Genomic DNA, 21695 nt, shown 5'->3' with positions numbered 1-21695 from the left:
CGATGTACTCCTCCGACGCGTCGCTGTACCGGGTTCCACCGAAGGTCGTGGTGACGCCGCGCGACGCGGGCGAGCTTCCGGCGGTACTGGAGGTGTGCCGGGACGCGCGGGTGCCGCTGACGATACGGGGCGGCGGGACGTCCATCGCGGGCAACGCGGTCGGCCCCGGAGTGGTCGTGGACGTCAGCAGGCATGTCGATCGGGTCCTGGAGATCGACCCCGACGCGGGGACGGCGCTGGTCGAGCCCGGGATCGTCCAGGAACGGCTGCACCGGGTGGCGGCGGCGCACGGGCTGCGGTTCGGGCCCGATCCGTCGACGCGGACGCGGGCGACGCTCGGCGGGATGATCGGCAACAACGCGTGCGGGTCGCGGGCGCTCGGCTACGGGCGGACCAGCGACAACGTGCTCGGTCTCGACGTCGTCACCGGCGCCGGGGAGCGGCTGCTGCTCGGCGACATGCCCGGAGCGGGAGCCGGGGCGGGCGCGGGGAACGCGGAGGGCGCGGCCCTCGACCGGCTTCGGGGGCTCGTCGACGGGCATCTGGCGCTGGTCCGGACGGAGTTCGGCCGGTTCGGCCGGCAGGTGTCCGGCTACTCCCTCGAACACCTGCTGCCCGAGAACGGGTTCGACGTCGCGCGCGCCCTTGCGGGCAGCGAGGGGACGCTGGCGCTGACACTGGCGGCGCGGGTGCGGATGGTGCGCGAGCCCGCGTGCCGGCTGCTGGTCGTCCTCGGCTACGCGTCGATGGCCGACGCCGCCGACGCCGTCCCGGCGATCCTGCCGTACGGGCCCGTCGCCTGCGAGGGGCTCGACTCGCGGATCACCGGGGTCGTGCGGGAGCGGCGCGGCCCGCAGGCGGTTCCGCCGCTGCCGCGCGGGTCCGGCTGGATGCTCGTGGAACTCGCCGGGTCCCGGATCGAGGAGCTGCGCGCCACCGCCCGGCGGATCGTCAAGGAGTCCGGGTGCCTCGACTCGATGCCGGTCGAGGACATGGCGCTCGCCGACGCGCTGTGGCGGATCCGGGAGGACGGCTCCGGCCTCGTCGCGCGGACCCCGGACGGCGAGCAGGCCCACGCCGGCTGGGAGGACTCCGCCGTCCCGCCGGAGCGGCTCGGCCCCTACCTGCGGGAACTGGAGGCACTGCTGGCGGGCCACGGTCTGTTCGGCGTCCCGTACGGGCACTTCGGCGACGGCTGCGTCCACGTCCGGATCGACTTCCCATTCGGCCGGGCCGACGGCGCCCGGGTCTTCCGGGGGTTCCTCACCGAGGCGGCGACGCTGGCGGCCCGGCACGGCGGCACCATGTCGGGCGAGCACGGCGACGGCCGCGCCCGCAGCGAGTTGCTGCCGCACATGTACTCGGCCGAGGCGCTGGCGCTGTGCGCGGCCGTCAAAAACGTGTTCGACCCCGACGACCTGCTCAACCCGGGGGTCATCGTACGTCCGGCGCCGGTGGACGCCGATCTGCGCCCGGCGCGGACCGTGCCGCTGAAACAGGGCCTGGCGCTGGCGTACCGGGACGACCGCGGCGACCTCTCCCGGGCCGTGCACCGCTGTACGGGCATCGGCAAATGCCGCGCCGACAACACGGGCGCGGGCGGTGTGATGTGCCCGTCCTACCTGGCGACACGGGAGGAGAAGGACTCCACGCGCGGGCGGGCCCGCGTGCTGCAGGAGGTCGTCAGCGGGAACCTCGGGCCGGACGGCTGGACGTCGCAAGCCCTGCACGACGTGCTCGACCTGTGCCTGTCCTGCAAGGGCTGCGCGTCCGACTGCCCCACGGGCATCGACATGGCGTCCTACAAGGCCGAGGCGCTGCACCGGCGGTACCGGCGGAAGATCCGTCCGCGCTCCCACTACGCGCTGGGGTGGCTGCCCCGGTGGACGCGGCTCGCCGCGAAGGCGCCCCCCGCGATCAGGGTCGTGAACGCGGCGCTGCGGTCGTCCGCGCTGCGGCCGCTGGTCGCGTGGAGCGCGGGCGTCGACCGCCGCCGTGCCCTGCCCGCGTTCGCGCCGGTGCCGTTCCGCCGCTGGTTCGCGTCCCATCACAGCCCGGACGGACGCAACGGCGACGTGGTGTTGTTCGTCGACAGTTTCACCGACGCCTTCTCCCCCGAGGTCGGCCGGGCGACCGTCCGGGTCCTGGAGCACGCGGGTTATCGCGTCCTCGTCACCGAACGCCCGGTGTGCTGTGGGATCACGTGGATCTCGACCGGGCAGCTCGACGGCGCCCGCGCCCAGGCCCGGCGCACCGTCCGCGCGCTGCTCCCCCACGTCCGCCGCGGCGCCAAGGTCGTGGGGATGGAGCCGTCGTGCACGGGCGTGCTGCGCTCGGACGCCGAGGAACTGCTCCGGGGGGTGGACGCCGCCGCCGCCCGCGAGGTGGCCGCCGCGACCCGCACGCTCGCCGAACTGCTCGACGAGACGGACGACTGGACGCCGCCCGACCTGTCCACGGTCACCGGAGTCGCGCAGCCGCACTGCCACCACCACGCCGTCATGGGCTGGACGAAGGACGCCGCGCTGCTCAGGCGGGCGGGGGCCGACGTCGACCGGGTCGGGAACTGCTGCGGGCTCGCCGGGAACTTCGGCGTCGAGAAGGGGCACCACGACGTGTCGGTCGCGGTCGCCGAGCAGAACCTGCTCCCCGCCGTCCGCGAGAGCGGACCGGACGGGGTCGTCCTCGCCGACGGGTTCAGCTGCCGCACCCAACTGCGCGACCTCGCGGGACGCGACGGCGAGCATCTCGCGCAGCTCCTGGCGCGCCACCTCCCCGGGTGACGACCGCGCCCGGACCCACCCGCACCACGATTCCCGTCTCCCTCCGTGATCGTTCGAGCGCGAAACGTTCCTTCACAGTGCCCTTTCACTGGTCTGGCCCCCTGGCTGGGGCGGTTCATTCTGTAAGACGGCGTTAAATTTCAATGCTTGCCTATGGGTTTGAAGTGCGGTTATGGTCCAAATAATTAGTATAGTTTCCTAATAATTGAAGGGACAGGATTGCCGTGGCCGCAAGCCGCTCCCCACTCCGGGCGATCCTCACCGGATGTGCCGCGCTTCTGCTGATGCTCGGCCTCGCCGTCGCCGTACCGCCCTCCGCCAGTTCGACTCCGAGTTCCGCCTCGGCCAACGCGGACTGTCGCCCCGACGGGCTGTACCAGACGCCCGGCGTCACACCGCCGTACTGCGAGATCTACGACGAGGCCGGTCGAGAGAAGATGGGCGCCGACCATCCGCGTCGCGCCATCGGATACTTCACCAGCTGGCGGACCGGGGCGAACAACACCCCGCGCTACCTCGCCAACGACATCCCGTGGGACAAGGTCACCCACATCAACTACGCCTTCGCGCACGTCAACGAGCAGAACAAGGTCTCGGTCGGCGGCGATCTGCCCACCAACCCGGCGACGGGAATGGAATGGCCGGACGTGAAGGGCGCGGAAATGGACCCCGCGTTCCCGTACAAGGGGCACTTCAACCTGCTCAACAAGTTCAAGAAGCAGCACCCGAACGTCAAGACGCTGATCTCCATCGGCGGCTGGGCGGAGTCCGGCGGCTACATCGACGACACCGGTAAGCGCATCGCCTCCGGCGGTTTCTACAAGATGACCGACAGCCAGGCGAGCATCAACACCTTCGCCGACTCCGTCGTCGAGTTCCTGCGCAAGTACGGTTTCAACGGCGCCGACATCGACTACGAGTACGCCACCTCGATGCAGTACGCCGGGCACCCCGACGACTTCACCTTCTCCAACCCGCGCCGCGCCAAGCTGATGGCCGGGTACGTGGCGCTGATGAAGACGCTGCGCGAGAAGCTCGACGCGGCGAGCGCCGCCGACGGCAAGTACTACATGCTGACCGCGGCCGTGTCGGCCTCCGGCTGGATCCTGCGCGGGCACGACAGCTACCAGGTCGTCCCGTACCTGGACTACGCCAACATGATGACCTACGACCTGCACGGAACCTGGAACCACTTCGTCGGTCCGAACGCCGCCCTGTTCGACGACGGCAAGGACAACGAACTCCAGGAAGGCAGCGTCTACAGCACCTACGGCATCGGGTACCTGAACACCGACTGGGCCTACCACTACTTCCGCGGCGCGATGCAGGCGGGCCGGATCAACATCGGTGTGCCCTTCTACACCCGTGGCTGGCAGAAGGTGAAGGGCGGCACGAACGGGTTGTGGGGCAAGTCCGCGCTCCCCGACCAGAAGAAGTGCCCCAAGGGCACCGCGGGTGACGTGGGCTCCACGACGCCGTGCGGCGACGGAGGCATCGGCATCGACAACCTCTGGCACGACCTTGATGAGAACGGCAAGGAAATGGCCTCGGGCAGCAACCCGATGTGGCACGCCAAGAACCTCGAAAAGGGAATCTCCGGCAGCTACATCGGCGCCTACGGCCTCGACCCGGCCAATGACCCCGACGACCGGCTCGTCGGCACCTACACCCGCAACTACAGCAGCACCATGAAGGCGCCGTGGCTGTGGAACAGCCAGGAGGGCGTGTTCCTGTCCACCGAGGACGAGGAGTCGCTCGCCGCCAAGGCACAGTGGGTGGCCGACAAGGGCATCGGCGGAATCATGATCTGGGAGCTCGCCGGCGACTACGCCTGGGACCCGTCCCGCAACGACGGCAAGGGCGAGTACTTCATGGGCAAGACCCTGATCAACACGATCCACGACAAGCTCAAGAACGCGGGCCCCTACGGGAACCTCAAGTCCGACAAGGCGGTGCCCGGCGACGTCCTCGACGTCAAGGTGGAACTGGTCGACTTCCCGGTCGGCGATCGCAACTACCCGATCACGCCGAAGATGAAGATCACCAACAACTCCGGGCAGACCATCCCGGGCGGCGCCGTCTTCAAGTTCGACTACGGCACCTCCGCGCCCTCCACCATGACCCAGCAGACCGGCTGGACCCTCCAGGTCCAGGCAGGACACACCGGCAACAACACCGGCGGTCTGAAGGGCGACTTCCACAAGGCCACCCTCACGGTGCCGAGCTGGTCGAGCATCGCCAACGGAAGCTCCGCCACCGTCGCGCTGAGCTACCAGCTCCCCATCGCGACACCGTCCAACTTCACCCTCACCTTCGGAGGCAAGACCTACGCGCTGAAGCACGACTACCCGAAGACCGGCTCACGTTGAGCCGCTAGGTCCGGCACGTAGTAGGTCCAGCACGTAAGCGGGGCGGATGCCGGGAACGGCATCCGCCCCGCGCGTCCGTTCGCCGCCCGACGCCCGGACCTACTCGACGACCTACTCGACGCCCAGCGTGCGGGACAGGGTGAGCGCGGCGGTGTGCACCGCGGGCGCGACCACGGACGGCCGCAGTTTCGTGGACCAGCCCGACACCGACAGCGCGCCGAGCGCCAGACCGTCCGGGCCGAGGACGGGGCTGGCCGCGCAGACGATGCCCCGCCCCGACTCCTCCCGGTCGTAGGCGACGCCCTCGTGCCGGATCCGCTCCAGCTCCTTCGCCAGCAGCCCCGGCGCGGTGACGCTCCGCTCGCTGGTCTTGACGAGGTCGGCCTGGAGGACGGACTTCACCACCTCCGGCGGCGAGTACGCCAGGATCGCCTTGCCGACCCCGGTCACGTGCGCGGGCAGCCGCCCGCCGACCTGCGACGGCAGCCGCGGCCCGCCCGACGATCCGAGGATCTCCACGTAGACCACCTCGCGGCCCTCCAGCACCGCCAGATGCACGGTCTGCCGGGTCGCCTCCCGCAGGTCGGACATGTACGGGACGGCGGCGTCGCGCAGCACCCGCTGGCGCGGCACCCGCTGCCCGATCTCGAACAGTTTCAGGCCGAGCCGCACCCGCTCGCCCCGCCTCTCCAGCAGCCCGGCGTCCACCAGGTCGAGCGCGATCCGGTGCGCGGTCGACTTCGGCAGGCCGCTGCGGCGGGCGAGCTCGGCGGCGCCGAGGCCGTCGTCGTCCGCGCGGAACGCGGTCAGTACGGCGACGACCCGGTCAAGGAACGTCGTCATGAGGGCAGTGTCCCACCTCGCGGGACGCCCGCGTTGCCCGCGTCCACCCGGACCGGCGAGGCTCATCGGTGCCACCTACGAGAGGACGCCCCATGGATCCGGGTTCCGTGGAGAAGGCCGCGGACGCGCTGCTCGGCGCGTACGCGACCCGCACGCCCATCCCGCCGCCGACGACCGACCATCCGGACATGTCGGTGGCCGACGCGTACGCGGTCCAGCTCGCGCAGGTCGAGTCGTGGACCGCCGCGGGCGCGCGGATCAAAGGCCACAAGGTGGGGCTGACGTCGGCCGCGATGCAGCGCCAGTTGGGCGTGGACCAGCCGGACTTCGGCGTCCTGCTGGACTCGATGTTCTTCCAGGACAGCGCCCCGATCGACACCGGCCGGTTCCTGCAGCCGCGGATCGAACCGGAGATCGCGTTCGTGCTGGGCCGTCCGCTGGCCGGGCCGGGCGCGACCGCCGCCGACGCGGTCGCCGCCGTCGAGTACGTGCTGCCGGCGCTGGAGGTCATCGACTCCCGCATCGCCGACTGGAAGATCACCCTGCCGGACACGATCGCGGACAACGCCTCCAGCGGCGGGGTCGTGCTCGGCACCCGGCCGGTCCGGCTGGACGGGCTCGACCTGTCGCTGATGGGCTGCCTGCTGCACCGCGACGGCGACCTGGTCGACACCGGCGCGGGCGGGGCCGTGCTCGGGTCGCCGATCAACGCCCTGGTCTGGCTGGCGAACGTCCTCGGCGAGCGCGGCGTGACGCTGGAGGCGGGGCATGTGGTGCTGCCCGGCTCGGTCACCGCGGCCGTCCCCGTCACACCCGGGGAGACGCTGACCGCGACGTTCGGCGGGATCGGCACCGTCACCGCGAGATTCGGAAAGGAGGAACGGGCATGAGCAGGCTGACCGCCGCGATCGTCGGGCCGGGCAACATCGGTACCGACCTGCTGGTGAAGCTGATGCGCAGCGACCTGATCGACGTCCATTCGATGGTCGGGGTCGTTCCGGAGTCCGACGGCCTGGAACGGGCGCGCGAACTCGGCGTCCGGGCGTCGGCGGAGGGCGTGGACTGGCTGCTGTCCCAGCCGACGCTCCCCGACCTGGTGTTCGAGGCGACGTCCGCGAAGGCGCATCTGGCGAACGCGCCGCGCTACGCCGAGGCCGGGATCACCGCGATCGACCTGACGCCCGCCGCGACGGGGCCGCTGGTGTGCCCGCCGGTGAACCTGGACACGCTGTCGGACGCCCCCAACCTCAACATGATCACGTGTGGCGGGCAGGCGACGATCCCGATCGTGCACGCGGTGTCGTCGATCGTCCCGGTGCCGTACGCGGAGATCGTCGCGTCGATCGCGTCCCGGTCCGCCGGGCCCGGCACCCGCGCCAACATCGACGAGTTCACGCAGACCACGGCCCGTGCCATCGAGCGGGTCGGCGGCGCGGAACGCGGCAAGGCGATCATCATCCTGAACCCGGTCACCCCGCCGATGATCATGCGGGACACGGTGTTCTGCGCGATCCCCGCGGACTCCGACGCGACGGCGATCACCGAGTCGGTCGAGAAGATGGTCGCCGAGGTCCAGAACTACGTGCCCGGTTACACGCTGCGGGCCGAGCCGCAGTTCGACGGGCCCCGCGACATCTGGAACGGGATGGCGCGCGTCGCCGTGTTCCTGGAGGTCCGCGGCAACGGCGACCATCTGCCGCCGTGGGCGGGGAACCTCGACATCATGACCGCGGCCGCCGCCCGCGTCGGTGAGCAGCTCGCGCGCAGGAAGGTCACCTCATGAGCGAGAACCAGAAGATCAGGATCACCGACTCCACGCTGCGGGACGGCAGCCACGCGATGGCGCACCGCTTCACCGAGGAGCAGGTCCGCGGGGTCGTGCACGCGCTGGACTCCGCCGGGGTGGAGGTCATCGAGGTCACCCACGGCGACGGGCTCGGCGGCTCGTCGTTCAACTACGGGTTCTCGCTGGAGGACGACGTCAAGCTCGTCGCCGCCGCCGTGGACGAGGCCACCCGCGCGAGGATCGCCGTGCTGCTGCTGCCGGGCCTCGGCACGGTCGAGGACCTGAAGCTGGCGCACGACGCCGGCGCGTCCGTCGCGCGGATCGCGACGCACTGCACCGAGGCGGACGTGTCGCTCCAGCATTTCGCCGCCGCCCGCGACCTCGGCATGGAGACCGTCGGGTTCCTGATGCTGTCGCACCGCGTCGGCCCGGACGAGCTGGCGCGCCAGGCGCGGATCATGGTGGACGGCGGCGCCCAGTGCGTCTACGTCGTCGACTCGGCCGGAGCGCTCGTCCTCGGCGAGGCGCAGGAGCGGATCAGCGCGCTGGTGAAGGAGATCGGGCACGAGGCACAGGTCGGTTTCCACGGCCACCAGAACCTGTCGCTCGGCGTCGCCAACTCCGTCCTCGCGCAGCAGAACGGCGCCCTGCAGATCGACGGGGCGCTGTGCGCGCTGGGGGCGGGCGCGGGCAACTCGCCGACCGAGGTGCTCGTGCCGACGTTCGAGCGGCTCGGGGTCTCGACCGGCGTGGACGTGCAGGGCGTGATGGCCGCCGCCGACGAGGTGGTCAAGCCGTTCCTGCACCGGCTGCCGTTCGCGGACCGCGGCGCGATCACGCAGGGGTACGCGGGCGTGTACTCCAGCTTCCTGCTGCACGCGGAGCGGGCCGCCGAACGCTACGACGTCCCGGCGCACGAGATCCTGCAGCGGGTCGGCGAGGCCGGCTATGTCGGCGGTCAGGAGGACATGATCATCGACGTGGCGTTGCAGCTCGTCGCCGAACGCGACCGCGCCTCGTGACGTCCCGGCCCGCGCCGGGTCGCGAACGCCGGACACGCTAGAAGTGCCGGGCGTGCAGCTCGGCGATGGCCTCGTCGACGGTGGCGCGGGTCTCCAGGACGACCTCGGCGGCGGCGCGTCCGGCGAACGCCTCGCACGCGTCGGGATAGTGCGCGGCGATGAGGAGCCCGCCGGCCTTCCTGATGCGGCCCGCGCCGTCGACGAGCGCGTCGACGCCGGCGCAGTCGCAGCCCACGACCCCGTGCAGGTCCATCGCGACCAGCACGCGGCCCTCCAGCCTGCCGATGCGGTCCAGCCAGCGGTTGAGGCGGGGGACGTTGCCGACGACGAGATGTCCGCCGAGCCGGACCACGATGCAGCCGCGCTCGATCGTCATGTCGATCGACATGGGCGGGACGGGTGCCGCATGGGGTGCCGCGTCGTCGCTCACCTCAGGCCTCCGGGCGGGACCAGCGCGCCGTTCACTGGGAAGGCTCCGTCTTTTTCGGGGGGATCATCCTCGCACACGGCACGAACTCCGTGTGGGTGATCTTTGCACGGTGCAAGCGTTGGGATAGCTTGGCGACATGACCGACGAGGATCCGTCCGGCGTGCGCAGCGCGTCGACTCCTCGCGGACGGGCGCGCCGCGACCAGTTGGTGCGGATCGGTCTCGATCTGCTCGCCGAGGGCGGCTGGTCGGCGATCACGGCGCGGGCCGTCGCCGACCGGGCCCGCATCAGGCCGGGGCTGCTGCACCACTACTTCAACGGGCTGCCGGGGCTGCATGTGGCGGTGGCGCAGCGCGCCGGCGAGATGATCGTCGACCCGGTGGTGGAGGCGCTGCTCGCCGCGCCCGACCCCCCGACCGCCGTACGGGCGCTGCGCGATCTCGTCCCGGACATGGTCGCCGGGGAGCGCCGGCTGAGGCTGGCGGCGGAGTTGCTGGTGCGGGCGCTGCGCGATCCGCGGATGGGCGCCGAGCGCCGGGACTGGACACGCGCCGTGCGCGGGCGGGTCGCCGGACGGCTGGCGGAGCTGTGCCCGGAATGGCCCGCCGAACGCCGCGAGGGCACCGCCATGCTGGTCATGGCGTTGCTGGACGGTCTGATGCTCCAGCTGATCCTCGATCCGGCGCTGTCGGCCGGCCCCGCCCTGGACGCCACCGCCGCGCTCGTCGGCAAACCATGATCGTTTTCTTCTTGCGGCTTCGGCCGGTGGAACGCGGCATAGGCGCTAGCCTGAGATGCTGTGGCCGCAAACGAGGACGTCCCTGTCGATATCCCCTACGACGTGCCGACGCCCGCCCGCATCTACGGGTGGGCTCTGGGCAGCAAGGACAACTTCGAGGTCGACCGGCGGTTCATGCTGAAGAACCTGCCGGCGTTCCCCGAGATGATCGACGTCGCCCGGCAGAACCGGCTGTTCCTGTACCGGGCCGTCCGGTACCTGGCCCGGGACGCCGGCATCCGGCAGTTCCTCGACATGGGATGCGGGCTGCCGGCCGACGACAACGTCCACCAGGTCGCGCGGCGGTTCGCGCCCGACGCGCGCGTCGTCTACGTCGACATCGACCCGATCGTGCTCGTGCACGCCCGCGCGCTGCTGGCCGGTGACGGCTCCACCGTCGTGATCACCGCCGACATGCGCGACCAGGAGGCCCTCCTCGAACACCCGGACGTGCGGCGGCTCATCGACTTCGACGAGCCGCTCGCCGTGCTGTTCCTGTCCGTCGGCCATCACCTGGTCGACGCCGACGACCCGCGCGGCGTGCTGCGCACCGTCATCGAGCGCGCGGTCCCCGGCAGTCACCTGGCGTTCACGCAGATCGTCTGTTCCGACCGCGAGCGCGCCGCCGACATGGACGCCCGCTCGACCGCCGCGGGCCTGCGCTGGCAGACCCGCGACCGCGCCGAGGTCGACGCGCTCCTCCCGGCGGGGCTGGAGCCCGTCGAGCCGGGGCTGGTCGACGTCGGCGACTGGCGTCCCGACCCGGACCAGCCGCCGCTCGCGCCCGTCCCCGCCGAACTGATGCCGTACGCGAACGGGTCGAGCCTCGGACGCGCCATGAACGAGTACGGCGGCGTCCTCCGCAAGCCCTAGCGCTCCCGCCCCCGACGGCGTCGGGCGGTCGTCACCCGGCCTCGCCGCACGGGACGATCGCGACCGGGCACGGCGCGCTGCGCAGCATCCCGGTGCTGGTCGCGCCGAGCGGGTCCAGGCCGGTTCCGCGGTCGCCGAGCACCAGCAGACCGGCATGCTCCACCGCGTCCTGCAGCGCCTCGCACGGGCGCTCCAGCAGCAGCGACACCGTCATGTCGACCGTCGGATGGCGGTCCCGCCACGGTCCGACGGCCTCCTCCAACTCGGCGGCGCGGGTCTTCTCCAGCAGTTCCCGGTCGTTGAACAGCGCCAACTCCGAGTCGATCACGGCGCCGGGCTCCCAGCATCCGTACACGACCTGCAGCTCCCAGCCCCGCAGGGCCGCCTCCGCGAAGGCGAAGCCGAGCACCGCGTCGCTGCGCGCGCTCCCGTCGACGCCCACCACGACCGGCCCCCGCGGCCGGGACGCCCCGTCGACGGGACGGACGACCACCACCGGCCGGGTGGCCCGCGCCGGAACCTCCAGGGCCGTCGCGCCCTCGTCCAGCCACTCGTGCGCGCCCATCACGACCAGCTCCGCCGTCGTGGACGCGCGCAACAGGGCCCGCGCCGCGGGTCCGCGCGTCAGACGCCCGTGCACGGCGCCCGGCGCGCCCAGTTCCCGGGCCCGGTGGACGCCCTGCTCCAGCAGGTTCTCCCCCGCCCGTTTCATGATCGCCTCGGCGTCGCGGTCCACATGGCCGCTGGCGTAGGGCCAGTGCCAGCAGTGCAGCATCACCAGGTCGAGTCCGCGGCACCGGGCCTCCCCCACGGCCCAGCGCAACGCGGGCTCGTTCTCCGCCGTCCCGTCGAAACCGAACAGGACGTGCGGTCGTTGCGTCCTTTCTCCTTCGTCCATGTGCCTGCCCTCCTTCTGTAAAGTCTGCGCGTCGAACGCCCGTTCAGGAAGGGCCCCCGGCCTAGGCTCCCGTGTCATGGTCATCCGTCGCGTCGGGGCGGTCCTTCTGCTCGGCGCGGGTCTGGTCGCCGGCGGCGCCGTCCCCGCCCTCGCCGACCTGGACGGCAGTGGCCCGGACAGCGGCCGCCTGGCCCGGGATCTGGACGCCGTGCTGCGGGACGAACGCCTCGCCGGCGCGAGCGTCGGCGTCGTCGTCCGCGACGCCGCGTCCGGCCGGATCCTGTACGACCGGGGCGGCGACACGCCGCTCATGCCCGCGTCGAACAACAAGCTGTACACGTCCGCCGCGGCGTTCGGCATCCTCGGCGCCGGATACCGGTTCCGGACGACGGTGAGCGTCAAGGGCGGCAACCTCTACCTCACGGGCACCGGCGACACCACCATGCGCGCCGCCGACTACGACCGGCTCGCGGCCGCCGTCGCGGCCAAGGGGATCAGCGCCGTCGAGGGCGACCTCGTCGCCGACGACACCTGGTTCGGCGGCGGGCTCGTCCGGCGCGACTGGGACCCCGAGGACCTCCAGTACGCCTACGCGGGGCGGATCTCCGCGCTGACCGTCTCCCCCAACGCCGACCACGACGCGGGCTCGGTCGCCCTCTCGGTGACCGCCGCCGGTACGGGCGAACCGGTCGAGGTCACGCTGACCCCGGCCACCGGCGCGGTGAAGGTCGACAACAGGGCCACCACGGGCCCGGCCGGGTCGCGGTCCACGGTCGCGGTGAACCGCGGCAACGGCTCCGACATCATCGTGGTCACCGGCTCGCATCCGGTGGGCGCGCCCGCCAAGGAGTTCCTGCGGACGGTGGAGGACCCCGCGCTGTACGCCGCCGACGTGTTCCGCCGGGCGCTGCGGGCCCACGGCGTCCGCGTGGCGGGGACGACCGAACGCGGCCGGACGCCCGTGGACGCCACGACGGTCGCGGCACGGACGTCGATGCCGCTGTCCCGGCTCGCCGCGCCGTTCATGAAGCTGAGCAACAACGTCATCGCCGAGACCCTGGTCAAGGCGATCGGCCGGAAGGTGCACGGGCGGGGCACCTGGGCGGCCGGGCTGCCCGCCGTCGCCGCCCACCTGCGACGTCTCGGCGTGGACCCCGCCCGCGTGACCATGACGGACGGCTCGGGCCTCGCCCGGTCGAACCGCACGACGGCCGCGCAGCTCGCCACCCTGTTGCGGAACGCGCGGCGGCAGACGTGGTTCCCGGCCTGGTACGCCTCCCTGCCGATCGCCGGACGATCCGGTCGGCTCATGGGCGGGACGCTCGCGAACCGGATGGTCGGCACCGCGGCGGCGGGCAACGTCCACGCCAAGACCGGCACGCTGACCGGCGTCACCGCCCTGTCCGGCTACGTCACCCGCCGCGACGGCCGAACGCTGGTCTTCTCCAGCGTCTTCAACGGCTACACCGGACGTGCCCCGAAGGACGTCGAGGACGCGATCGCGGTGCGGCTCGCCACCGACACGCCCTGACGAACACCGACCGCCCGACCCGAGGTGAACGCACCCCGCTTTTGAACGCGTTCAGCGCTGCGCTAGGCTCGTCGGCGACATCGAGGGGCAGCCGATGAAGATGGTGATTCCCGGAGGCACCGGGCAGGTGGGCACGATCCTGCGCCGGGCCCTGACCGCCGCCGGCCATGACGTCGTGGTCCTGACCAGGAGACCGTCCCGCGAGCACGAGGTCGCCTGGGACGGCGAGACCCCGGGCCCGTGGACGGAGACGATCGACGGCTCCGACGTCGTGATCAATCTGGCCGGACGCAGCGTGAGCTGCCGTTACACACCGGCCACCCTGACGGACATGATGGAGTCGCGCGTCCGTTCCACCCGGGTCGTCGGCGAGGCCATCGCCGCCGCCGCGCGGCCTCCCGGCGTCTGGCTGCAGATGAGCACCGCCACGATCTACGCCCACCGGTTCGACGCCCCCAACGACGAGGCGACCGGCGTGATCGGCGGCACGGAGCGCGACGTCCCCCGCTACTGGTCCTACAGCGTCGAGATCGCCAAGGCGTGGGAGCGGGCGCAGGAACACGCCGCGACGCCGTCCACCCGCAAGGTCGCCCTGCGCTCCGCCATGGTGATGAGCCCCGACCGCGGCGGCGTCTTCGACGTCCTGCTGGGTCTCGCGCGGCTCGGTCTCGGCGGCCCGGTCGCGGGCGGCGCCCAGTACGTGTCCTGGATCCACGACCGCGATCTCGTCCGCGCCGTCGAGTTCCTGATCGACCGCGACGACCTCGCGGGCCCGGTGAACCTCGCCTCCCCCGACCCGCTTCCGCAGCGCGCGTTCATGCGCGCGCTGCGGACCGCGTGGGGCGTTCCCGTGGGCCTGCCCGCGACGGCATGGATGGCGGAACTCGGGGCGCTCGCCATGCGCTCGGACACCGAGCTGCTGCTGAAGAGCCGCCGCGTCGTCCCGGGCCGCCTCCTCGACTCGGGCTTCGACTTCGACCATCCCGAATGGCCGGACGCGGCCCGCGACCTCGTCCGCCGCGTGCGCCGGAGACCGCCGCGTCGCGCGCGGCGGACGAGGCCGTCGGACGGTCAGGCGACGCAGTAGGGCCGTGCCGCGGTCGTGTTCTCCCGGGTCACGACCACCTGGGGCACGTTGTCGATCTTCTTGGCGGACGCGTCCTTGCGGAGCAGCCCGACGACGCTCTCCACGGCCATCTCCCCGATGTCCCGCGGCGTGTTGCTGACCGTGACGGCGAACCGGCCGGCCTTGACCGCCTCGATGCCCTCGTCCGTGCCGCCGTTCGTGAGGATCTTGACGCCGTCGCGCCGGGCGGCGCGGAAAGCCGCCTCGACGCCGAAGGCCATGTCCTCGTTGTGGACGAGGACGTACTGGACGTCCGGTTCGGCCTGGAGAAGGTTCTCCGCCACGTCCTGCGCCTTCGCGCGCTGCCAGAAGGCGGGCTGTTCGAACACGATCTTCGCCCCGGGGCCCATGCTCTTCTTGAACGCGGCGGTCATGAGTTCGGCGGCGCCGCCGGGAGCGCCCCCGATGATCGCGACCCTGGCGGGCCGGCCGCCGGTGTCCTTGGCCACCCACTCGCCGAGCGACCGTCCGACCTGCGTCACGTCGGCGACGACCGCGCCGAGGATCTTCGACCGGTCGACTCCGGAGGCGACCCCGGTGAGGAAGATCGGGATGCCGGCCCGGTTGGCGCGGGCGACACCGCCGCGCAGGGAGTCGACGTTCACGGTCTGCACGACGATCACATCGACCTTCTTGGCGATCATGTCGTCGATGTTGGACAGCTCCTTGTTCGGGTCCGCGGCGGAGTTCGCGGTCAGGACCTCGACGTCCCGCTTCGCCGCGCGGGCCAGCAGCGCCTTCTGCAGGCACGTGTGGAACTGGATGCTGTTGCCGTTGACGAAGCCGATCGTGATCTTCTTGCCGGACGGGACGGCGGCGGCCTCCTTCCCGCCCTCGTTCACCGAGCATCCGACGGCGAGACCGAGGGAGACGGCGAGCGCGAGGCCCGATGCCACCGAACGGAGGCACCTGCGTGAAGTGACGGCCATGACGATCCTTTCAGTCCCTTCCGGGGGCGTGTAATGGGGTTGTTCCGCGGTCACCGCCGCGAAGCCGGTTGGTGACGGCCGCGATCAGCAGGACACCGCCGACCGCGATGTCCTGGTAGTGCGCGTCCACCTGGAGAAGGTTGAGGGAGTTGGCGACGACGCCGAGCAGGACGACGCCGAGCACGGTGCCGGCGACGGTTCCGCTCCCGCCGTGCAGCGCGGTGCCGCCGATCACGACCGCGGCGACGACGGTCAACTCCAGTTGCAGCCCGCCGGTGCCGGGGCTCGCCGCGCCGAGCCGGGACACGAGCATCACGCCGCCGAGCCCGGCGAGCAGGCCGCTCAGCGTGTAGAGCAGCAGTTTGGTGCGTGCCACCGGGATGCCCGCGAGCCGTGCCGCGTTCTCGTTGCCGCCGATGGCGAAGGCGTTGCGGCCGAACGCCGTCCAGCGCATGGCCAGCCAGGCGGCCAGGCAGACCAGCGAGGCGAGCACGACCAGCGCGGGGACGGCGCCGAGCACCTCGCCGAACCCGAGCATCTCCAGATGGTCGCCGATGGAGACGCTCTGCCCGTCGATGATCAGCAGTGCGACGCCGCCGAGGACGGTGGACGTCGCGAGCGTCGCGACGAACGGCGCGACACGGAAGAACGTCACGACGGACCCGTTCACCAGGCCGATCGCCGCGCCGACCGCGACGCCCGCGAGCGCGGCCGCCCAGTCGGTCACGCCCGCGGAGATCAGTTGGGCGACGGCGCCGCTGGTCACGGCAGCGATGGAGCCGAGCGAGAAGTCGATGCCGCCCGCCGTCATGAGCAGGGTGAGGCCCGCGGCCAGCACGGCGGTGACGGCGATCTGCTGCGAGACGTTGAGCATGTTCGTCCCGGTGAGGAACGCCGGGCTGTTCACCGCCGTGACGGTGCCGATGACCAGCAGCACCGCGAGCAGTCCCAGATGCCGGTTCAACCCGGCCGGGAGGGTCACGGCGACACGGCCGCGGAGAGTGGTGATGCTCATGCCGCCCGTCCTCCGGCCGTCAGCGCGACCAGCTCGTCGCGGGTCACCTGGTCGATGGGCCGGTCCGCGACCGTCCGGCCCGCCCGGACGACCACGACCCGGTCGGCGAGCCCGACGACCTCGTCGACGTCGCCCGACGCGAGCAACACCGCCGTCCCCGACGCGGCCAGCCCGCCGACGATCCGGTGGATGTCGGCCTTCGCCGCGACGTCGACGCCGCCCGTGGGCTCCTCCAGTAAGCACGCCGTCATGTCGGTGTCGAGCCACGCGGCGAGCAACGTCTTCTGCTGGTTGCCGCCGGACAGGGCGGCGACGGGCGGGTCCGCGTGGACGGCGGTGACGCCGTACCGGTCCCGCGCGGCCCGCGCGCGCTCACGCAGTTCGCGCCACCGCACCAGCCGGGGGCGGCGGAGCCCGCGGTGGACCAGGTCGAGGTTCTCGTCGACGGTCAACTCCGGGACGAGCCCGTAGGCGAGCCGGTCACCGGTGACACAGCGCAGCCCCGCGCCCAGCGCCGCGCCGACGTCCCCGGACGGCACGTCCCTGCCGTTCACCCGCACCCGCCCGGCCTCCGCCCGCCGCAGCCCGCTGAGCAGCGGGAACAGTTCGGACTGGCCGTCACCGACGGGCCCGACCACCGCGGTGACCTGCCCGCCGTGCACCTTCAGGTCGAACTCGCGCAGGCGCCCCGCGCTGAGCCCGCTGAGTTCCAACACCGGCTCGCCGGCGACGCGCGCCCGACCACCTTCCGCCCGACCACCTTCCGCCCGAACGTCGGCCTCCCGACCGTCGCGGGTGTCGGTCTCGTGGACGAGGCGGTCACCGACCATGGCGCCGATCAGGGCGGGAAGGTCGGCGTCCGCGGCGGCGACGGTGACGATCCGGTGGCCGTCCCGCAGGACCGTGATCCGGTCGGCGAGGTCGAGGACCTCGTCGAGGTCGTGCGAGATGTAGACGACGCCGGTGCCGCGGGAGCGCAGGGCGCGCACCAGCCGGTGGACGCGCGCGGCGTCGGCGCCGCCCAGCGACGCGGTCGGCTCGTCCAGGACGAGGGCGCGCCCGCCCAGGTGCGCCTCGCGGGCGATCTCGACCAGGGTCCGCTCGGCCGGGGCGAGCCCGGCGGCGGTCCGGTCGGTGGCGATCTCGATGCCGAGGTCGGCGAGGGCGTCCGCCGCCGTCCGGTGCGCGCGCCGCCAGTCGACCACGCCGAAACGGGTGGGGAGGCGGCCGAGGAGCAGGTTCTCGGCGACGGTCAGCCCGGGGACCAGGGAGCGTTTCTGGTGGACGATGCGCACCCCGGCCGCGTGCGCTCGCCGGGGGGTCAGCGCGGTGTGGCGGCGCCCGTCGATGTGGACGGTGCCGCCGTCGGGCACGAGGGCGCCGCACATCGTTTCGACGAGGGTGGACTTGCCCGCGCCGTTCAGCCCCACGACGGCGTGGACCTCTCCGGCCGCCAGGGTGAAGTCGACGTCGGTCAGGGCGCGGGCGCCGCCGAACGTCTTGCCGACCCCGCGCAGTTCCAACACCGGCGCGGCCTTGGCCGCGTTCCCGTCCCGCATGTCAGGCACCGCCCGCCCGGTCGGCGGCTAAGCGCCGGATCGGACCGTGGGTGCGCTCGGGTTCCGTGACGGCCGTCTCCCCGGGCATCGGCCGGTATGCGTACACGCGCGCCCGTCCTCCAACGGTGTCGACGGCGATCGGCCAGGTGCGCAGCCCCATGCGCCGTCGCCCCCAGGTTCCGGCGATGCCGTCGCCGCCTCATCCTAAACGTCCTCCACGCGGCCCCGCTCAGGCATACCGGGAAGGTCTCGATCGAACCGCGATCGAACGAGCCGGACCAGCGAACTCGTCAAGGAGTCCGGAAGTGGCCGTTCGGCGCCGACCTCCTCCCGGACGGGCTCGCCACCCGCGCCCCCGACGGCGTCAGCGCAGGCCCGAGCCGTTGAGGCCGCCTGCGGCGATGCTCGCCTGCAGGTCGGCGTGCCGGAACTGGTAGATGGTGCCGACCTGCCGGAGCACACCGCGCTGGTGGGCGGCCTCGAGGAACGCCATCGTGCGGCGCGGAAGGCGGCCCCGGGGAACCAGGAGCACGCGGATCAGCACATAGTGCACCCAGGCGATGACCCCGACGTTCTGGGTCTGGAACGCCAGCAGCCAGATCGGCCCGTACAGCAGCCCTCCGGCCAGCCCGCACCCGACGCCGAACACGACGCCGAACAGCGGCCCCATACTGATGCCGGACACGACGCCGGTCGTCACCGCGTAGAGCAGACCGAAGACGACCGCGACCTGTTGGTCCTGCCGCAGCAACCGGCGCGGACTGGTGGGGCGGACGGTCGCGTCCGGCTGGGCCAGGCCGTAACCGATGCCGATCGGCATGCCGAGCCCCAGCGCGACGACGGCGACGAAGCTCGTGCTGCCCTCCAGCGCCCAGGCCACGACGCCGCCGCCCGCCGCGGTCACGGCGCCGCTCAGCCCCGGCGCCCAACTCTTGCGCAGACCGAAGTGCAGTTCGGAGGGCGGGGGGAGCGTGCCCGCGCTGCAGGCGCCGAGGAGCACCGCGGTGACCAGCCCGGCGATCAGCCCCCACAGCGGCCTCGTCAGCGCACCGTACCCGAGGCCGACGGGAAACCCGGCGATCACCGCGCCCACCGCGGCCGCGAGGATCCGTTCGGTGCGGCGCGCCAGCAACGGCAGCTCCCACCAGCGAATGTCCCCGATCTGCCGCTCCTGCATGCTGCGCGCCAGGTACCGCAGCCAGCGCTCGGCGTGGTGACCGTCCCACGCGCCCGGTTCGCGCAGCGCCTCCCGCGACAGGTCGACGGGGAAGACGGTCGGGACCAGCGACCGCAGGACGTACGCCCGGATCGCCTCGGAGGTGGGGAACCGGCGCCGGTCGAGGAGCTTCTCCGGATCGTTGCGCGGATCCTGGTAGATGTCGCGGGCGATCGAGACGATCAGTGGGGTGCTGAACGCGGCGCCCAGCGCGGTGTCGGTGCCCGAGTGCAGCCGTTCGAGGACCGGTCCCCAGCGGCCGCGCTGCCCCGGCTCGTAGTCGCGGAAGAGCGTGAGGGTGACGTCGTCGGGTCGCAGCGGTTCCAGTCGGATCTCGGTGGCGTTGCGGACCAGCGCGCCCCCGCTTCGGGAGGCGTCGGCGTAGTCGGCGGACCGGCAGGTCAGGACGAAGGCGTCGAAGGACGAGCCGCCGATGCGGCGGATCGCGAGGGAGCGCAGGGCGCGTGGTAGCTCGTCGAGCCCGTCCAGCACCGGGATGACCTTCCGCTGGGCGACCAGCCCGGCGGGGGCGCCCCTGCCGTAGACGTCCGTGGAACGCAGGTACGAGTGGTCGTCGGCGATCCGTCCGGCGACCCAGGTCTCCAGTTCCTCCTCGGCGGGATCCCAGCCGGACACCGACAGCAGGACGGGCACGGGCGCCTCGGTGTCCTCGGCCCGCACCAGCCCCCGGGTCAGCAGCATCGCGAGGGCGGACTTGCCGCTGCCCGGCTCGCCGAGGATCACCATCCGTCCGGTCGAGGCACGGTAGGTCGCGACGATCGCCTCGGTGAGCGTGCCGGTGTGCGATAAGGGTTCGGGCGTCCCCTCGGGCGTCCGTACGCTCCAGCGCAACGGCAGATGCCGGTCGTGGTCGCCGATGCCGCGCCGGGCGGCCTCCCGGCGCCAGTACTCGTCGACGGTTCTGGACAGTTGGCCGACGGCGCGTTCGAGCGGATCCTCGCCGGGCGGCGGGTGCTCGGTGCGGGCGCGGCGTCGTTCCAGCCGCTCCAGCCAGTACAGGACGATCGCCAGCATGCTGATCAGGCCGAACACCGTCCAGAACCCGAGCTGGTGCCGTTTGATGAACTCCTCGGGGAGCAGGCCGCCGCCCGCTTCGTGGAAGAGCGGGAGCACGACGATCGCCAGGATCACCAGAACTGCCATGAGGCCACTGCCGAGGAAGGAGGGCCTTCTCACGTTTCCGCCACCAGTCCCTCACGGTGCGTGTTCGCTACATGCGTTCAGACTGCCGTGGTGGCCTCGTGACCGCACCGGGGTTGGCCACTTTAGGTCACTCGCGGCTCAGACGCAGTCCCGCCCAGCAGGAGAACGCCGCGACCGCCGCTCCACCCGCCATGTCGGCCACATAGTGCTGATGGACGAACAGCGTCGAGACCATGATCAGCCCGCACCAGGCCGCGACGCAACGCCCGATCCGGGGGCTGAGACGCACCCAGTGCACGGCCATGATGACCGATAAGGCGTTGTGCAGACTCGGGAAACAGTTGTACGGCTCGTCGTTGCGGTAAACGGTGCGGAGCAACTGCGCGAACACGTCGTCCCCGGCGATGGCCGGTCGCGGTACGTACGTCTGGGCGAAGCCGTAGACGGCGTACGCGACGAGGAGGGTGAGCACGGTCGCGATCAGCGCCGACCTGGCGAGACGGGCGTTCACGGTGAGCAGCACGGCCAGCGTCAGCGGGGCGAGGAGCATCGCCGACACGTAGGGGACGACGAACGGAGTGACCAGCGGGATCCACTCGTCCGGCGGGGTCTTCAGATCCAAGCGCGCCGGTCCGTCGTTCAACGGGCGGTAGAGAGCGAAGAGACCGGCGACCGACGTGGTGAGCCCCAGAAGTAACGCGAGGTCTCGGACGCCCTGGCGGTGGACGCCGCCTCCCGTCACCCGTTCAACGACCTCCCTGTCTCGGGTCGCGGCAGAAGTAGACGACGGCGGGCGGGGCGTTCCGCCAGACGACCGGGCTGACCTCGACCTCGCCGAACGCCGCGTCGAGCCGCCGCCGGAACCGCACGGCCGACGGCAGGAGCCGGGCATGGACGTACGCGAACGCGGAGAACACGCCGTCGTCCCGCATCGCGTTCAGGGTGGCGGCCAGCAACCTGTCCTGGAGTTCACCGCCGAACGACGCCCACGGCAGCGAGCTGATGACGGCGTCGGCGGTCAGGCCCCGCCGGAAGAGGATGTCCGGCAGCCGCACCGCGTTCCCGCGCACCACCGTCACCTGCGGCCAGCGGCGCTCCAGCAGTTCGGCCAGCCGCGGGTTGACCTCCACCGCGACATGCCGTCCGCGCTCCCCCAGCCGCTCCTGCACGGCCCTGGTGATCGGCCCCGTCCCGGGTCCCAGCTCGACCACGACCGGGTCCCCGTGTTCCGGCACGGTCCGGGCCGCCACCGTCGCCAGCGACGGCGAACTCGGCAGGACCGCGCCGACCTGTAAAGGACAGCGAAGGAATTCCCTGAAAAGGAACGTGCCATCACCCATCCACTCAAGGTACCGAAAGCAGACGTAGCGGAA

Annotated in this window: 18 protein-coding genes; 9 read left to right on the top strand and 9 right to left on the bottom strand. The window is 72.0% G+C overall.

Annotation, left to right across the window (positions count from 1 at the left end):
* Positions 1-2: 2 nt before the first annotated feature.
* Together BZB76_RS19145 and BZB76_RS19140 are read left to right on the top strand one after the other, a co-directional pair.
* A complete protein-coding gene (locus BZB76_RS19145; RefSeq protein ID WP_121436206.1) occupies positions 3-2783 on the top strand; it encodes an FAD-binding and (Fe-S)-binding domain-containing protein in 2781 nt (926 codons plus the stop codon).
* A 224-nt stretch (positions 2784-3007) separates the two neighbouring features.
* Positions 3008-5152 (top strand): chitinase C-terminal domain-containing protein, encoded by a 2145-nt coding sequence (locus tag BZB76_RS19140; RefSeq protein WP_246007047.1) that lies wholly within the window; start codon positions 3008-3010, stop codon positions 5150-5152.
* Between the two features lie 111 nt (positions 5153-5263).
* Here BZB76_RS19140 and BZB76_RS19135 read toward each other — a convergent pair whose 3' ends face one another.
* The gene (locus tag BZB76_RS19135; protein ID WP_121435770.1) at positions 5264-5995 is read right to left on the bottom strand and encodes an IclR family transcriptional regulator; all 732 of its coding nucleotides are present in this window, start codon (positions 5993-5995) and stop codon (positions 5264-5266) included.
* A 92-nt stretch (positions 5996-6087) separates the two neighbouring features.
* Between BZB76_RS19135 and BZB76_RS19130 the strand changes: the two genes are divergently transcribed.
* From BZB76_RS19130 to dmpG, 3 genes are read left to right on the top strand one after another with little or no spacing between them, the layout of a single operon-like run.
* Positions 6088-6885: a 2-keto-4-pentenoate hydratase gene (locus BZB76_RS19130; RefSeq protein ID WP_121435769.1), complete on the top strand. Its 798-nt coding sequence runs from the start codon at positions 6088-6090 to the stop codon at positions 6883-6885.
* Positions 6882-7778: an acetaldehyde dehydrogenase (acetylating) gene (locus BZB76_RS19125; RefSeq protein WP_121435768.1), complete on the top strand. Its 897-nt coding sequence runs from the start codon at positions 6882-6884 to the stop codon at positions 7776-7778. The genes BZB76_RS19130 and BZB76_RS19125 overlap by 4 nt, the downstream gene beginning before the upstream one ends.
* The gene (gene dmpG, locus BZB76_RS19120; protein WP_121435767.1) at positions 7775-8803 is read left to right on the top strand and encodes a 4-hydroxy-2-oxovalerate aldolase; all 1029 of its coding nucleotides are present in this window, start codon (positions 7775-7777) and stop codon (positions 8801-8803) included. The genes BZB76_RS19125 and dmpG overlap by 4 nt, the downstream gene beginning before the upstream one ends.
* Before the next feature lie 37 nt (positions 8804-8840).
* On the opposite strand, the gene BZB76_RS19115 is transcribed toward dmpG, so the two are convergent.
* Positions 8841-9233: an STAS domain-containing protein gene (locus tag BZB76_RS19115; protein ID WP_147449473.1), complete on the bottom strand. Its 393-nt coding sequence runs from the start codon at positions 9231-9233 to the stop codon at positions 8841-8843.
* A 136-nt stretch (positions 9234-9369) separates the two neighbouring features.
* On the opposite strand from BZB76_RS19115, the gene BZB76_RS19110 reads away from it, so the two are divergent.
* Entirely contained in the window at positions 9370-9972 is a 603-nt protein-coding gene (locus tag BZB76_RS19110; RefSeq protein WP_121435765.1) for a TetR/AcrR family transcriptional regulator, read from the top strand.
* Positions 9973-10032: 60 nt separating this feature from the next.
* Positions 10033-10884, top strand: a complete 852-nt coding sequence (locus tag BZB76_RS19105; RefSeq protein ID WP_121435764.1) for an SAM-dependent methyltransferase — start codon at positions 10033-10035, stop codon at positions 10882-10884.
* A gap of 31 nt (positions 10885-10915) precedes the next feature.
* On the opposite strand, the gene BZB76_RS19100 is transcribed toward BZB76_RS19105, so the two are convergent.
* Positions 10916-11782, bottom strand: coding sequence for a universal stress protein (locus BZB76_RS19100; protein WP_121435763.1), 867 nt, complete (start codon positions 11780-11782; stop codon positions 10916-10918).
* Between the two features lie 76 nt (positions 11783-11858).
* Between BZB76_RS19100 and dacB the strand changes: the two genes are divergently transcribed.
* Entirely contained in the window at positions 11859-13313 is a 1455-nt protein-coding gene (gene dacB, locus BZB76_RS19095) for a D-alanyl-D-alanine carboxypeptidase/D-alanyl-D-alanine endopeptidase (RefSeq protein WP_170180680.1), read from the top strand.
* A 94-nt stretch (positions 13314-13407) separates the two neighbouring features.
* Complete coding sequence (locus tag BZB76_RS19090; protein WP_121435761.1) at positions 13408-14400, top strand: TIGR01777 family oxidoreductase; 993 nt, start codon at positions 13408-13410, stop codon at positions 14398-14400.
* Here BZB76_RS19090 and BZB76_RS19085 read toward each other — a convergent pair.
* From BZB76_RS19085 to BZB76_RS19060, 6 genes are all read right to left on the bottom strand, one after another.
* Positions 14385-15335, bottom strand: a complete 951-nt coding sequence (locus BZB76_RS19085; protein WP_170180679.1) for a sugar ABC transporter substrate-binding protein — start codon at positions 15333-15335, stop codon at positions 14385-14387. The two genes, BZB76_RS19090 and BZB76_RS19085, sit on opposite strands and share 16 nt — an antisense overlap.
* A gap of 43 nt (positions 15336-15378) precedes the next feature.
* Positions 15379-16383 carry an ABC transporter permease gene (locus tag BZB76_RS19080; RefSeq protein ID WP_121435759.1) on the bottom strand — a complete coding sequence of 335 codons (1005 nt, stop codon included), beginning with the start codon at positions 16381-16383 and terminating at the stop codon, positions 15379-15381.
* Entirely contained in the window at positions 16380-17942 is a 1563-nt protein-coding gene (locus tag BZB76_RS19075; RefSeq protein WP_121435758.1) for a sugar ABC transporter ATP-binding protein, read from the bottom strand. The genes BZB76_RS19080 and BZB76_RS19075 overlap by 4 nt, the downstream gene beginning before the upstream one ends.
* A gap of 364 nt (positions 17943-18306) precedes the next feature.
* Positions 18307-20322 carry an NACHT domain-containing protein gene (locus tag BZB76_RS19070; RefSeq protein WP_121435757.1) on the bottom strand — a complete coding sequence of 672 codons (2016 nt, stop codon included), beginning with the start codon at positions 20320-20322 and terminating at the stop codon, positions 18307-18309.
* Between the two features lie 127 nt (positions 20323-20449).
* On the bottom strand, positions 20450-20944 hold the full coding sequence (locus tag BZB76_RS19065; RefSeq protein ID WP_147449472.1) for a phosphatase PAP2 family protein: 495 nt from the start codon (positions 20942-20944) through the stop codon (positions 20450-20452).
* 124 nt (positions 20945-21068) lie between these two features.
* Entirely contained in the window at positions 21069-21662 is a 594-nt protein-coding gene (locus BZB76_RS19060; RefSeq protein WP_121435755.1) for a class I SAM-dependent methyltransferase, read from the bottom strand.
* Between the last annotated feature and the right edge of the window lie 33 nt (positions 21663-21695).

It is taken from the genome of Actinomadura pelletieri DSM 43383 (genome assembly GCF_003634705.1).
Lineage (GTDB): Bacteria > Actinomycetota > Actinomycetes > Streptosporangiales > Streptosporangiaceae > Spirillospora > Spirillospora pelletieri.
This window is presented reverse-complemented; position numbering and strand designations above follow the sequence as displayed.